This window comes from Nocardioides sp. NPDC057577 (assembly GCF_042801335.1).
Classification (GTDB): Bacteria; Actinomycetota; Actinomycetes; order Propionibacteriales; family Nocardioidaceae; genus Nocardioides.
Genome location: NZ_JBHVGB010000008.1, coordinates 42624 through 55949 on the forward strand (window position 1 = coordinate 42624; position 13326 = coordinate 55949).

Genomic DNA, 13326 nt, shown 5'->3' on the forward strand with positions numbered 1-13326 from the left:
GGCTAGGGCGTGTCTCTACGAAGACACGCCCTAGCCGTCTCCCGTTCGGGCCCAGGAGGACCAGCAGACCATGAGTGAGATTCATGTCGTCCCCAAGGACATGAAGGCATCCATCGGCATCGCCACGGACGCCGATAGTGCCGTACGCAAAGCCGATTCCGCCGGCCATCTGACCAAGGCAGGCGCTGCGGTCCCGGGGGCGGAGTCGGTCGGCTACATGTCCGATCTCGGCACCCGGTGGACCGATGAGACCAAGGCCGCGGCCGACAGCTCGCAGAAGCTCGCCGCGGAGATGCAGAAGGCGCTCAACGAGTTCGAGGCCGCTGACAAGGCCGCCGGCGAAAAGGGCGGAAAGGTCATGGGCCCGAACTGATGGCGATCACGTTCGGGCAGGTCAAGACCTGGAAGGCAGCGCCCCTGGGTGACGCCGGCGACGGGCTCAAGGCCGACCTCCGCAACCTGGAGACCAGCCGTGACGAGCTCGAGGCCAACGGCGTCGCGAAGTCCTGGACCGGCGCCGCCGCCGACGCCGCCCGCGGCCACCGCGACAAGCTCGTCACAGACCTCAGCAACCACATCACCGGCAAGCAGGGCATGCAGAAAGCCCTCTACTCCGCCGAGACCCAGGTCGAAGCCATCGAACGCATCGTCCAAGGCATCCTCGACCGCGCCAAGACCCAGGAGTTCACCGTCGGCGACGACGGCTCGGTCACCAGCACCGCCACCCCACCCACCTTCCACAACCGCTACGAAGCCGAGGAATGGGGCACCAGCCGCCAGACCGTGGCCCAAGAGCTCGCCGACGACATCACCGACGCCCTCGCCAAGGCGGCCGGCGTCGACCAGATCCTCACCGACGGCATCCCGACCGGCACCGACCAGGGTCTCGACCAGACCCGCGACCAGCGCGGGATGGCCTCCCCCGAGACCACCGAGCGGTGGGCCCAGCTCACCGACGCCGAGCGCAAGGCGATCATCGACCAGAAGATCGAGGAGCTCGCCAAGGAGTACGGCGTCGATGTCGAGGACATCGTCTGGGACGCACAGGGCAGCACCAACGGCTACTGGAGCGAGGACGACCACACCGTGCACCTCAATCCGGGCAACGTCGACAATCCCGACATCCTGCACACCGTGGCTCACGAGATGCGCCATGCCCGGCAGTACGAGGCGATCGACGACAACAACGACTTCCAGTTCTGGTGGGAGGACGACCCCTTCGAGATGCACGAGAAGGACGGCATCACCGAGGAGCAGGCCGAGGAGTGGGAGGACAACTTCGACGACTACAAGAGCCCCGACAAGGACTACGACGCCTACTACAACCAGCCCGTCGAGGCCGATGCCCGCAAGTCCGGCCGCGAATATCTCGACAACCTGACGCCCGCTGAGCTCGACCGCCTCCTGAAGGAGTCGAAATGACGACGTACGCCGACCTGGTCACCGCCTACCTCGACGACCCCGGCCCCGAGACGCTGGCGCCGCTGCGCCGCGCGGTCCGCAACTCGGCCAACTTCACCATCGACCTCGACCTGGGTGCGATCGACAAGCTGCTCGCCGAGGGAGCCTACGCCGAGGCCGCGACCGCGCTGCGCGCCCTCATGCCCGGGGCGATCTTCAGCCCGTCGGCCCACCTGCGTCTGGCGACCGCGCTGGAGCGCTCCGGTGAGGAGCGCTCCGCCGCCCGCGAGCGCCAGGTCGCCAGCGCCGCGCTGCGGAGCATCCGGGCGAGCGGAGACGGCACCGAGGAGCACCCCTGGACGGTGCTGCGGATCAACGACGAGTACGACCTGCTCCGCGCCCTCAACAAGGTGCCCGGGCGACAGGATCTCCTCGAGGCCGACGGGCGGCGTATCGACCGCCACACCTGCACCGACGGGACATTCGCTCACTTCGACGCGACCGCCCTCGTCTGATGGCGATCACATTCGGCCAGGTCAAGACCTGGAAGGCAGCGCCCTTGGGTGATGCCGGCGACGGGCTCAAGGCCGACCTCCGCAACCTGGAGACCAGCCGTGACGAGCTCGAGGCCAACGGCGTGGCCAAGTCCTGGACCGGCGCCGCCGCGGACGCCGCCCGAGGCCACCGCGACAAGCTCGTCACTGACCTCAGCACCCACATCACCGCCAAACAGGGCATGCAGAAAGCCCTCTACACCGCTGAGCCCGAGGTCGAGGCCATCGAGCGTCTCGTCCAGGGCGTCCTCGACCGCGCCAAGACCCAGGAGTTCACCGTCGGCGACGACGGCTCGGTCACCAGCACCGCCACCCCTCCGACGTTCAAGAGCCGCTTCGAGGCCGAGGAGTGGGGCAACAGCCGCCAGACCATCGCCCAGGAGCTCGCCGACGAGATCGAGAAGGCCCTCGCCAAGGCGGTCGGCGTCGACGCCATCCTCGCGCGCGGCCTGCCGACCGGAATCGACGAGCAGGGCGATGAGTACGGCAACATCGACCCGGCCATCGCGGAGAAGTGGGAGACCCTCACCATCGAGGAGCGCAAGGCGGTGCTCGAGGAGATGGTCAAGAAGATCGCCGCGGAGAGCGGCGTCGACATGCCCACCATCGACTGGAGCGATCTGGGCAACGACACCTGGGACGACGGCAGCATCACCTACGGCTACTGGAGCGACGAAGAGCCCACGATGGCGCTCAACCCCAACGTGCTCGACGACCCCGGCCAGCTGATCAACACCGTGGCCCACGAGGTCCGGCACGGTCGCCAGCACGAGGCCATCGACGACAAGAACGACTGGCAGTTCTGGTGGGAGGACGACCCGTTCGACGAGCACAAGGCGGACGGGATCAGCGAGGAGCAGGCCGAGGAGTGGGAGGAGAACTTCGACGACTACAAGAGCACCGACAACGGCGCCACGTTCGACGAGTACTACAACCAGCCCGTCGAGAAGGACGCCCGCAACGCCGGCCGCGACTACCTGAACAACCTCACCGAGGAGGAGTTCAACCGGATCCTGGAGGAGTCGCGATGACGACGTACGCCGATCTGGTCGCCGCCTACCTCGACGACCCCGGTCCCGAGACTCTCGGGCCGCTTCGCCGCGCGGTCCGCGGCTCGGCCGGTTTCACCCCCGACCTCGACCTCGACTCCGTGGACAGGCTGCTCGCCGAGGGGTCGTACGCCGCGGCCGCCGCCGAGCTGAAGCGGGTCATGCCGGGGGCGATCTTCAGCCCCTCGGCGCATCTGCGGATGGCCACCGCGCTGGCGGGATCCGGGGATGAGCGGGCCGCGGCGCGCGAGCGCCAGGTCGCCCGGGCCGCACTGCGCAGCATCCGCTCCACCGGCGACGGCAGCGAGCAACATCCGTGGTCGGTGCTGCGTATCAACGACGAGTACGACATGCTCCGATCCCTCGACAAGATCCGCGACCGCCAGGATCTCGTCGAGACCGGAGGGCGTCGCCTCGACCGCCTCACCTGCACCGACGGCACCGTCGTCCACTTCGACGTCAGCTCGTTCGCCTGATCCCCAGAAGGACCGATGAAACCCCGAACGTACGTCCTCAGCCTCCCGATCGTCGGCGTGCTCGCCGCTGCGCTCCTGGCCGGCTGTGCAAGCGACCCCGACCAGGACGGCTGTGACATCTCCTCGCTGGGGACGTCCGGCGGCTCGATCAGCCTGGCCGCCGCGGTCATGCCGTCGCGGGTCGACGCCGGCTCTCTGGCCGCCGACGGGACGTACGTCGTCGCCAGCTGCACCGACGGCACTTGTCGCTGGAACGCCGCCGGCGGTGCGTACGAGACGATCTCCGAGACCGGCTACCGCGCCATCAGCCCGGACCTGACCCTGGTGGCGCGGAAGGTCGGCTGCTCGGACATCGCGCTGGTCGAGGTCGACGGCGACGAGGAGGTCCAGCGGCTCGAGGGTCTGCCGAACCCGAAGGTCACCGACGCGAGCCCGGTCGGCGAGATCGCGTTCAGCCCCGACGGTCGGCTCGTGGCCGGCGCCGGGCTCGAGGGCGACCTGATCATCTGGTCGGTCGAGGACGGCGACGAGGTGGCGAGCACCGATCTCGGCAACGGGATCGGAGCGATCTCGTTCAGCCCCGACGGTGACCTGGTGGCGGTTGCCTCCGGCGACAGCGTCTCGATCCTCGAGGCCGACTCGGGCGACGAGGTCGGCACCGTCGCCGCCGCGAACGGGGCCGACCCGGTCTGGAGCCCCGACGGGCGCTGGATCGCCGGTGCCACCACCGAGGGCTACCCGACGCTGTGGGACGCCGAGACGTTCGATGCTGCCGAGTCGCTCCCCGGCATCGAAGCCAGCGCGCTCACCTTCTCGCCGGACGGGCGCTCCCTGGCTACCGCCGACGCCTCCGGCCAGGCGCCGCTGACCCTGTGGACGCCCACGGCACTGGGCGGTTCGGCGGGTTCTCGCGCGATCACGCCGGCGGCGGTGGCGGGATCGAAGCTGGTCTTCAGCTCCGACGGCAAGACCCTCTACACCGCCTCGGCCGAGGACGGCGTGGCCGCCTGGGACGTCGCCACCGGCAAGGCCGTCGGGCAGTTCGACCAGCCGCCGATGCCGCAGTAGCGCATCCGGGGCGGCGTACACAAGGATGTTCGTCGTGACCGCGATCCCGACGAACATCCCGCACGGGCAGACCGCCCGCCGCCTGGAGTGGCCCCACCTGCCCCCGTTCCTGCGGGCCGCGATCGAGAAGCGGCTCGGCGGCGGGCCGGTGGTCTCGGCGGAGTCGTGGGGGGCCGGGTTCACGCCGGGTTTCGCCTCGGTGCTGACCTGCCAGGACGGCTCCCAGCACTTCGTGAAGGCGGCCTCCGCCAAGGCGCAGCGTGACTCCGCGGCGCTTTATCGCGAGGAGGCGGCGAAGCTGAAGAAGCTCGCCGGCTGGGTCCCCGCCCCGAAGCTGAAGTGGTTCGACGACGGCGAGTGGGTCGTCCTGGCCTTCGAGCATGTCGAGGCGCGGCTGCCCTCGCGGCCATGGACCGCACCGGATCTCGAGCTCGTCTCGCAGGCGCTGGTCGAGACCGCCGCCGCGCTCACCCCGGCCCCGGGCATGGGCTGGCCGACCTTCGCCGAGGAGCACGCCGCCCATCCGGGGCTGTGGGACCGGGTCGCCGGCTACCCGCACGCCGACCGGGCGGCCTCCCTGGCAGCGGGCTTCGCGGAGCACACCGCCGGCGAGACGCTGGTCCACCTGGACGTACGCGACGACACCATCCTCATCCGCCCCGACGGTGGCGTCCTGCTGGTCGAGTGGACCTGGCCGGTCCTCGGCGCCGACTGGATCGACTCGCTCCTCCTACTGGTCGGGCCGCGCGGCGACGGCCTCGACACCGAGTCGTTCCTGGCCACGCACCCGCTGCTATCGCAGGCCGCACCGGAGGCCATCGACTCCGTGCTGGCCCTCTTCGCCGGCTACTTCCTGGCCGCCGCCGACCAGCCGGTCAAGACGACCTCGCCCCACCTCCGCAGGATGCAGCGGTGGCAGGGCGAGGTGTGTCTGGACTGGCTGGCGGAGCGCCAGGGGTGGGGTCAGGAACCGGCGTAGAACGCGTCGATCCGCGCCTGCTCCTTGGCCTCGACGACGTTGCGCTTCACCTTCAGCGACGGGGTCAGCTCACCGCTCTCGACGGTCAGGTCGTGCTCGAGGATCTCCCACTTCTTGATGGTCTCCCAGCGGTTGAGGCTCGCGTTGAGCTCGTCGACGTAGCCGCCGATCAGCTCGCGCACCTGCGGCGAGGTGACGATCTCCTCGTAGGACTTCCCCTCCAGCCCGTTGGCCGCGCCCCAGGCGCCGATCGCCTCGGGGTCGAGCGCGATCAGCGCGCTGACGAAATTGCGGTTGGCACCGAAGACGAGGAACTGGCTGGTGTAGGGGCACAGCGCGGCGAACTTCGACTCGATCGCCGGCGGCGCGACGTACTTGCCGCCCGAGGTCTTGAAGAGCTCCTTGATCCGGCCGGTGATGGTGATGTAACCCTCGTCGTCGATCGAGGCCTTGTCACCGGTGTGGTACCAGCCCTCGGCGTCGAGCGCCTTGGCCGTCTCCTCGGGCAGGTTGTGGTAGCCCGGCATCACGTGCGGGCCGCGGATGAGCAGCTCGTCGTTCTCGCCGATCTTCACCTCGCTGCCCGGGAACGCCTTGCCGACGGTGCCGAGCTTGTTCTCCGTCAGGGTGCCGACGGACGCGCCCGCGGCGTTCTCCGTCGAGCCGTAACCCTCCATGATCAGGATCCCGGCGGCGCGGAACCACTCGGCGATGTCGCGGTTGAGCGGAGCAGAGCCGGAGATGAAGAAACGTACGCGGCCACCGAACCGGTCGCGGACCTTGCTGAGCACGACCTTGTCGAGCACCGCGTGCTTGAGGGCGATGCTGGTCGGCACGGACTTGCCCTCGCGCTGCAGCCGGTCGCGGGCGATGCCGTTGGCGAAGGCGGCGTCGAAGAGCTTCTTCTTCACGCCACCGTCGTTCTCGACCATCATCGTGATCTTGGCGTGGACCTTCTCGAAGATGCGCGGGGCCGCACCCATGAAGGTCGGCTTCACGATCGCCAGGTTGTCGACGATCTTGTCCATCCGGCCGTCGATCGCGGTCGGGAAGCCGCAGGCGATCTGGATCGAGAGCAGCACCTTGCCGAACACGTGGGACATCGGCAGCCACAGGAACTGCAGGTCGTCGGGGCCGAGCACGTCGCCCTGGACCCGGACGGCCTCGCCTTCGTAGACCCACGCACGGTGGAGCAGGCGCACGCCCTTCGGCCGGCCGGTGGTGCCCGAGGTGTAGACCAGCGTTGCCAGGTGGTCCGGGGTGATCGTGGCGGCGGTCTCCTCGATCACGTCCGGGTGGTCGGCGAGGTACTTGTCGCCGATCGCGGCCAGGTCCTCCAGGCCGATGACCCGCTCACCGTCGGTGGCCCCGTCGAAGGTGATGACCTTGACGATCTCGGGCAGGTCGGCGGCCTTCTCGGCGATCTTGGCGAGCTGGCCGTCGTCCTCCGCGAAGACGAAGCGGCACCCGGCGTCGCCGAGGATGTAGGCGGTGTCCTCGACGTTGGTCGTCGGGTAGACCGTCGTGGTCGCGCCGCCGGCGAGCATCACCGCGAGGTCGGCGATGATCCACTCGTAACGGGTGGTCGAGGCGATGCCGACCCGCTGCTCGTGCTCGAGGCCGAGCGAGATCAGGCCCGCGGCGAGGCGGCTGGCCAGGTCGCTGGCCTCCTTCCAGGTCAGCGACTTCCACTCCTCTCCGCCGGCCTCGGTCGTCGAGCCGACAACGGGATAGCGGAACGCCTCCGCATTCGGGGTCGCCTTGACCCGGTTGAGGAAGTGAAGGGCGAAGTTCGCCGGCATCTCGTCGAGGAATGCGAGATCGATCGCGGACTGGGTCGGCATGATTCTCCTGGCCTGCAGTGTGTGCGTGGGGGTGAACGGTGGGCGGTTAGCACGAGAGGGACCGCGCGGGGGACCCTAGACGCTGGAGCCGAGCCGCAACAGGGGGTTCCGCCGGAAATCTCGTGACCGAGATCACCACAGCCTACCCCGGAGTAGCTAGGTGACGTACGGCGATTTGAGGCCAAACCACGCGAGTCTGTAATCTTGACCGCAAGCGTGTTCGCGTAGGCCTCTCCCCTCTCATTTCCCCGAGGGGCCGGATTGAGAGCTCGCACCACCACACGTCGAAGCACTGGAGATCATTCACCCATGGCGAACATCAAGTCGCAGATCAAGCGCAACAAGCAGAACGAGAAGGCGCACGAGCGCAACAAGGCCGTCAAGAGCGAGCTCAAGACCGTCATCCGCAAGTTCCACGCCGCCGCTGAGTCCGGCGAGAAGGACGCTGCGGTCGAGACCGCCAAGGTCGCCACCAAGAAGCTCGACAAGGCCGTCTCCAAGGGCGTCATCCACAAGAACCAGGCCGCCAACCGCAAGTCGGCGATCGCCAAGAAGGCTTCCTCCCTCTGAGGTAAGCCCCACCGAAGCCCCCGTCCTCCGCGACGGGGGCTTTGTTCATTTGCCGAGAAGTCGCCCCCGTCGGCCGAGTGGGCACGTGCGTCGGCCGAGTGGGCACCGTGCTGCCGCCTCGGCCGACGGGGGTGACGCCTCGGTCGACGGGGGTGACGCCTCGGCAGGGTCAGCGCTGGCGGAGGGCGGCGATGGTGAGGACGAGACGCTCGAGCGTGTACGCCGGGTCGCTGGCGGCGCCCTTGAGGTCGGCGTCGGCTCGGGCGACCGAGCGGAGGGCCTCGCCGATGCCTTCACGGGACCAGCCGCGGGCGAGGCCGGCGACGGACTTCTGCTTCCAGGGAGGGGTGCTGCTGTCGCGGATGCCGGCGACGTGGTTGGCGACGGTGCGCAGCTGACCGGCCACGGCCGAGAGGACGTAGACCGGGGAGGAGCCGGTGTCGAGGGCCCAGCGGATCTCCTCGAGGGCCTTGACCCGGTCTCCGGAGATGATCGCGTCGGCGATCACGTAGTTCTTCACCTCGGCCCGGCCGCCGAAGTACTGCTTCACGTGCTCCAGGCCGAGTCGCTTCGCCTCGTTGTCGTTGGCGAGCTGGCTCGCCGCGGCGGACAGGGCACGGAGATCCTGGCCGACCGCCTGGATCAGGAACTCGGCGCCCTCCTCGTCGAGGGTCGCGCCGTGCAGCCGCAGCTCGGCCTTCACGAAGCTGCCGAACTCACGCGCCTTCAGCTCGACGGACTTGTGCTCGGTCACCTTCGGGAGCTTGCGGAGCTTGGCGAGGGTGCCGCTGCCCTTCTGCCCACCACCGTGGACGAGGACGAGCGCGACGTCCTCCGAGGGCATCCCGGCATAGTCCACCAGGCCCGCGACCGACTCGTCGGGCAGGTTCTCCAGGTTGCGGACCACCACGCAGCGGATGCTCGAGAAGAGCGAAGGTGCGCTCAGCTCGCCGAGCGTCGCCAGCGTCAAGTCGGCGGCGGTCGCCTCGGAGACCTCCGCCTCGGCGTCATAGGCCTTGACCGCGGCCTTCGCCGACGCGACCGTACGTTCCCCCAGGAACTCCTCCTTGCCGGTCACCAGCGTCACCCGACCCAGGACGTCGGAGGCAGACAGGTTGCCCGTAGGGCTCGGTGCGGAGGCGGTGCGTGCCATGCTCAAACCCTCCCACACAGCACCGACACTTACTGCGTCACCACGGCCACCTCACCTCCCGACTCGAGGACCGCGACCGAGCCGTCACGGTCGGTGCGGTAGACCTCGGTGCCGCTCTCCTCGAGCCCCTGGACGGTGGCCGTGGCGGGATGGCCGTAGTCGTTGCCGGCACCGACCGATGTGAGCGCGACCTGAGCCCGCAGCGTACGCAGCCAGTCGAGGTCCTGGTAGCGAGAGCCGTGGTGGGGCACCTTGAGGACGTCGATGTCGAGCTCGGTCAGGTCGTCGGCGAGCTGGTCCTGTCCCTCCGGCTCGATGTCGCCGGTCAGCAGCAGACGCAGGCCGCGGGACTCGACGAGGAGGACCACGCTCGCGTCGTTGGCGGTGGAGCCGTCCCCGGGGCCGCGGGTGTCGGACTCGCCTGTCGGCCAGAGCACCTGGATCCGCACCTCGCCGATAGTGGTCGTGGCCGCGTAGGGCGCCGGAACCGGCACCACCCCGGCCGCACCGGCGGCCTCCCCGAGAACCCGCACGCCCTCGGGCGGGTCCTGGAGCCTCGAGGTCCACAGCTCACCGACCTGCCGCCCGGCGAAGACGCCTTCGATGCCGTTGACGTGGTCGGCGTGGAAGTGGGTGATCACGGCGAGCGGAACCTCCTCGATCTCGAGGTGGTCGAGACAGTCGTCGACGAGGTCCGGATCGGGCCCGGCGTCCACGACGGCGGCGCTGCCCGGCCCGGTGCGCACCACCAGGGCGTCTCCTTGCCCCACGTCGCACATCACGAGCACCCACCCCGGCGGCGGCCAGCCCGGGCTCGGCAGTCGCACCAGCGCGACCGCGAGCAGCACGAGGCATCCGGCCACGCCGGTCACCGGATGTCGCAGGATCCGCGGCGCCAGGAAGGCGATCGCCGCGCAGACGACCACCAGTCCGACCAGGGCGAGCGGCCCGGTCGCCCAGCCGACCTCCGCCGTGGGCAGCCCAGCGCCGAAGCGAGCCACCGCGATGATCCAGGCCACGCACCAGGTCGCGATCGTGCCCGCGACCATCCCGAGCGGGCCCCACACCAGACCGAGCAGACCTCCCAGGAGACCGAGCACCGTCGCCGGCGCCACGGCGGGCTCGACGAGCAGGTTGGCGAGCACCGCGACCAGGCTGACCTGGCCAGAGATGGCGGCGACCACCGGGGTGCAGGCCAGCTGCGCCGCTGCCGGGACCGCGATCGCCTCCGCGCACCACTGCGGCATCCAACGCCTCAGGGCGTCGCGCCACGGTGGCCCGAAGAGCAGGATGCCGGCCGTGGCCAGGACCGAGAGGGTGAACCCGATCGAGATCGCCAGCCCCGGGTCGATCAGCAGCAGCCCGATCACCGCCGCACCGAGCCCGCGCAACGCTCGCTGGCGTCCGTTGTGCGTCATCGCGAGAAGCCCGACCGCACCCATCGCGGCGGCCCGCACCACGCTCGGCTCGGTGCGGGCGAGCACGATGAACCCGAGGATGCCGAGCACGCCGACGGCGTACAGCCCTCTCCCCCGCACCCCGGCCCAGCGGGCCACAATGAGCAGAAACCCCACGACCAGGGTCAGGTTGGTGCCCGAGACCGCGAGCAGGTGGGTGAGTCCGGTCGTGCGGAAGTCGTCCGCCAGGTCGTCGGAGAGGCCGGTGTCGTCGCCGTCGACCAGCGCCGGGACCAGCGCTGCCTGGTCGGGTGGCCGGTGTGCCACTGCGTCCCGGATCGAGCCACGCAGCGTCTCGGAGGCTCGCCACCAGACCCCCGGACCGGAGACGACCCGCGGCTCGCCGGCGATCAGAAGAGCTGACTCCTCGTGCGAGTCACTCCTCGCCAGGCGTCCATTCGTCGACACCGTCGCTCCCAGCGGGATGTCCGCCCAGGCGTCGTCGCCGAGCACGACCACCGGCGTACGCAGCCGGTAGACCACCCCACGGCCCCTGATCTCCCGCACGCTGGCGCGCCGGAGCTGGTATGTCGCGTGCTGACCGCGCACCTCCTTCGGGTCGGTCGTGACCGTGGCGATCACCCGCACCTGCGCCTTGCGCTCGGCCAGGTCCGCCACCGGGTTGTCGCTGACCCGGGCGGCGTACAGGCCCGCGACGACCGCGGTCCCGGCGATCATCAGCACCAGGCCCAGCGCCGTCGGACGGCGCTTCCGAACGGCCCATCCACCGCCGATGCCGACGACGACAGCGAGCACCACCAGCAGAGCCGCGCCCCACCGTCCGCCGGCCACCACCACCGGCCCGGCCAATGCCCCCGCCCACGCACCGGCCCCGAGAAACGGCAGTCGCAGGTCCTTCACAACGTCACCAGCGGCGCCAACGAGTCGTAGGTCTTCGGCCCGATCCCGTCGACCTCGAGCAGCTCGTCGACGGAGGTGAACGCGCCGTTGGTGGTGCGCCAGTCGATGATCGCCTGCGCCGTCACCGGCCCCACCCCGGGCAACGTCTCCAGCTCCTCCATGGAGGCGGTGTTGAGGCTCACCCCCGCCCCGGGCGCTCCGGCCGCCGGGGCACCGGAGCCGGGCTGCCCGCCTACTGGCCCGTTCGGCGATCCCACCACGATCTGCTGACCGTCGCTGAGCAGGGCAGCGAGGTTGAGCCCGGCGAGCTGCTTGTGGGAAGCCCCGCCGGCAGCCTCGACGGCATCCACCACCCGCGAGCCCACCGGCAGCACGACGATGCCGGGCTTGGGCACCTTGCCCTCCACGTCGACCGTCACCGTCCCCGCCGATGCTCCGCCCGACGGCACCGCGGCCACGCTCCCGGGCGCGGCCGAGCCGGTCGGCAGCACGACCAGCGGGGAGGCCGAGGGTGAGGCGCGAGCGGCCGGCATCACCTCCGGGTCGGCGCGGATCATCCACCAGCACGCCACCGCCAGACCGACGACCAGCACCAGCGCGACGACGACGAGATGCCAGGGGCCGAGGCTCACCCGCCCGCGCAGCGGCTCCGGCAGCACCGCGTCGGGCGAGATCACGACCTGACGCCGAGACGCGTGGCGCCCCGGGACCGGCACCAACGGATCCAGCTCCGCGGTGTCGGTCGCTCTCGGCCCGTCCCACCAGGGCGGCTGCCAGTCCTCCTCGCCCTCGTCCTCCTCCCCCGGCGGGTCGATCTCGGCGCGCAGCTGCTCCAGCCGTCGGGCGACGGCATCGGCGTGATCAGAGGTCGGTCGGGTCCGCATGACGCCGAAGCTATGCGCCCGCGCCGACACTTCCGAGCGCGTTCTCAGCGCCTGTGGACAACCCGATCCTCAACGGCCCCTGTGGACAGTGACCGGCCCAAGAAAGGGGCCAGAATCAGAGCTTGGGCCCCACAACGACCGCCACACAACCAGGCCCCACGTGCGCACCGAGCACCGCACCCAGCTCCCCGACACGTACGTCGCCGTTGACCTTGCCGTTCAGCTCGTCACACAGCCCCGAGGCCATCGCACCGGCCCGGTCCGGGCTGCCCAGATGAGCGACGACGACCTCGACCCCGTCAGCGTCCTCACCGGCCTCGACCCCGAGCGCCTGCAGCCGCGCGATCGCCCGCTCAGCGGTACGCACGCGCTCGTGCGGCACGACCCGCCCCTCCTCGATCGTGAGCAGCGGTTTGACCGCCAGCGCCGTCCCGAGCAGCGCGGCAGCAGCACCGATCCGCCCACCTCGGCGCAGATACTCGAGCGTGTCGACGTAGAAGTAGGAGCGTGTCGCGGCAACCCGTGACAGCGCGGCCTCGCGCGCCTCGGCAGCGCTCCCGCCGCGACCGGCAACCTCCGCGGCCGCCAGCACCGCGAACCCGACCCCCGGTCCGACCAGCCGCGTGTCAACGGTGACCACCGGCACCCGAGCCTCGCGGGCCGCGAGCATCGAGGACTCGCACGTCGCGCTCAGCTCCGCGGAGAGGTGGATCGAGACGATCTCCTCAAAACCCTGCGCCGCGAGCTTCGCGTAGGCCTCGGCCAGCAGTGCCGGCGAGGGCCGAGAGGTCGTCACCGTCTTGTGCGCCGCCAACGCCGTCAGCAGCGCTTCGGGCGAGGTCTCCTCCACCCCGTCGTCGTACGACGTCCCATCCACGATCACCTGCAACGGCACCGATGTGATCAGCTCCGCGGCATCCCCGAGATCGGATGGAAGCATCGCGGTCGAGTCGGTCACGATCGCTACCCGGGCCATGTCAGAAGCCTATCGGGCCTCCCTACTCGGCCAGAACCAAGCGTTCCAGCCATT

13 protein-coding genes are annotated in these 13326 nt (G+C 70.1%); 8 read left to right on the plus strand and 5 right to left on the minus strand.

Annotation, left to right across the window (positions count from 1 at the left end):
• The first annotated feature begins 70 nt into the window (after positions 1–70).
• From ACFU7D_RS03050 to ACFU7D_RS03080, 7 genes are read left to right on the plus strand one after another with little or no spacing between them, the layout of a single operon-like run.
• On the plus strand, positions 71–373 hold the full coding sequence (locus ACFU7D_RS03050; protein WP_378863133.1) for a hypothetical protein: 303 nt from the start codon (positions 71–73) through the stop codon (positions 371–373).
• Positions 373–1422 (plus strand): hypothetical protein, encoded by a 1050-nt coding sequence (locus ACFU7D_RS03055; protein ID WP_378863136.1) that lies wholly within the window; start codon positions 373–375, stop codon positions 1420–1422. The genes ACFU7D_RS03050 and ACFU7D_RS03055 overlap by 1 nt, the downstream gene beginning before the upstream one ends.
• The gene (locus tag ACFU7D_RS03060; RefSeq protein WP_378863139.1) at positions 1419–1916 is read left to right on the plus strand and encodes a DUF4919 domain-containing protein; all 498 of its coding nucleotides are present in this window, start codon (positions 1419–1421) and stop codon (positions 1914–1916) included. Before ACFU7D_RS03055 ends, ACFU7D_RS03060 begins: the two co-directional genes overlap by 4 nt.
• Positions 1916–2986 carry a hypothetical protein gene (locus ACFU7D_RS03065; RefSeq protein WP_378863142.1) on the plus strand — a complete coding sequence of 357 codons (1071 nt, stop codon included), beginning with the start codon at positions 1916–1918 and terminating at the stop codon, positions 2984–2986. Before ACFU7D_RS03060 ends, ACFU7D_RS03065 begins: the two co-directional genes overlap by 1 nt.
• Complete coding sequence (locus tag ACFU7D_RS03070; protein WP_378863145.1) at positions 2983–3480, plus strand: DUF4919 domain-containing protein; 498 nt, start codon at positions 2983–2985, stop codon at positions 3478–3480. The genes ACFU7D_RS03065 and ACFU7D_RS03070 overlap by 4 nt, the downstream gene beginning before the upstream one ends.
• Positions 3481–3495: 15 nt before the next feature.
• Positions 3496–4548, plus strand: coding sequence for a WD40 repeat domain-containing protein (locus ACFU7D_RS03075; protein ID WP_378863148.1), 1053 nt, complete (start codon positions 3496–3498; stop codon positions 4546–4548).
• A 25-nt stretch (positions 4549–4573) separates the two neighbouring features.
• Positions 4574–5527, plus strand: coding sequence for a hypothetical protein (locus tag ACFU7D_RS03080; protein WP_378863151.1), 954 nt, complete (start codon positions 4574–4576; stop codon positions 5525–5527).
• Here the strand turns inward: ACFU7D_RS03080 and ACFU7D_RS03085 are convergent.
• Entirely contained in the window at positions 5512–7371 is a 1860-nt protein-coding gene (locus ACFU7D_RS03085) for an AMP-dependent synthetase/ligase (RefSeq protein WP_378863154.1), read from the minus strand. The two genes, ACFU7D_RS03080 and ACFU7D_RS03085, sit on opposite strands and share 16 nt — an antisense overlap.
• A 309-nt stretch (positions 7372–7680) precedes the next feature.
• Here ACFU7D_RS03085 and rpsT point away from each other — a divergent pair, with 309 nt between their 5' ends.
• Positions 7681–7941, plus strand: coding sequence for a 30S ribosomal protein S20 (gene rpsT, locus ACFU7D_RS03090; protein WP_378863157.1), 261 nt, complete (start codon positions 7681–7683; stop codon positions 7939–7941).
• Positions 7942–8110: 169 nt separating this feature from the next.
• On the opposite strand, the gene holA is transcribed toward rpsT, so the two are convergent.
• The 4 genes from holA to ACFU7D_RS03110 form a co-directional block, all read right to left on the minus strand.
• Complete coding sequence (gene holA / locus ACFU7D_RS03095; protein ID WP_378727732.1) at positions 8111–9094, minus strand: DNA polymerase III subunit delta; 984 nt, start codon at positions 9092–9094, stop codon at positions 8111–8113.
• Positions 9095–9123: 29 nt separating this feature from the next.
• Positions 9124–11412: a ComEC/Rec2 family competence protein gene (locus tag ACFU7D_RS03100; protein WP_378863160.1), complete on the minus strand. Its 2289-nt coding sequence runs from the start codon at positions 11410–11412 to the stop codon at positions 9124–9126.
• Entirely contained in the window at positions 11409–12296 is an 888-nt protein-coding gene (locus tag ACFU7D_RS03105; RefSeq protein WP_378863163.1) for a helix-hairpin-helix domain-containing protein, read from the minus strand. The genes ACFU7D_RS03100 and ACFU7D_RS03105 overlap by 4 nt, the downstream gene beginning before the upstream one ends.
• Before the next feature lie 115 nt (positions 12297–12411).
• A complete protein-coding gene (locus ACFU7D_RS03110) occupies positions 12412–13272 on the minus strand; it encodes a DegV family protein (protein ID WP_378863166.1) in 861 nt (286 codons plus the stop codon).
• Between the last annotated feature and the right edge of the window lie 54 nt (positions 13273–13326).

Excerpts from the sequence above, each read along its gene's own strand:
- ACFU7D_RS03050 (WP_378863133.1), top strand. The coding sequence starts at position 71 with ATGAGTGAGATTCATGTCGTCCCCAAGGACATGAAGGCATCCATCGGC.
- ACFU7D_RS03055 (WP_378863136.1), top strand. The coding sequence starts at position 373 with ATGGCGATCACGTTCGGGCAGGTCAAGACCTGGAAGGCAGCGCCCCTG.
- ACFU7D_RS03060 (WP_378863139.1), top strand. The coding sequence starts at position 1,419 with ATGACGACGTACGCCGACCTGGTCACCGCCTACCTCGACGACCCCGGC.
- ACFU7D_RS03065 (WP_378863142.1), top strand. The coding sequence starts at position 1,916 with ATGGCGATCACATTCGGCCAGGTCAAGACCTGGAAGGCAGCGCCCTTG.
- ACFU7D_RS03070 (WP_378863145.1), top strand. The coding sequence starts at position 2,983 with ATGACGACGTACGCCGATCTGGTCGCCGCCTACCTCGACGACCCCGGT.
- ACFU7D_RS03075 (WP_378863148.1), top strand. The coding sequence starts at position 3,496 with ATGAAACCCCGAACGTACGTCCTCAGCCTCCCGATCGTCGGCGTGCTC.
- ACFU7D_RS03080 (WP_378863151.1), top strand. The coding sequence starts at position 4,574 with ATGTTCGTCGTGACCGCGATCCCGACGAACATCCCGCACGGGCAGACC.
- ACFU7D_RS03085 (WP_378863154.1), bottom strand. The coding sequence starts at position 7,371 with ATGCCGACCCAGTCCGCGATCGATCTCGCATTCCTCGACGAGATGCCG.
- rpsT (WP_378863157.1), top strand. The coding sequence starts at position 7,681 with ATGGCGAACATCAAGTCGCAGATCAAGCGCAACAAGCAGAACGAGAAG.
- holA (WP_378727732.1), bottom strand. The coding sequence starts at position 9,094 with ATGGCACGCACCGCCTCCGCACCGAGCCCTACGGGCAACCTGTCTGCC.
- ACFU7D_RS03105 (WP_378863163.1), bottom strand. The coding sequence starts at position 12,296 with ATGCGGACCCGACCGACCTCTGATCACGCCGATGCCGTCGCCCGACGG.
- ACFU7D_RS03110 (WP_378863166.1), bottom strand. The coding sequence starts at position 13,272 with ATGGCCCGGGTAGCGATCGTGACCGACTCGACCGCGATGCTTCCATCC.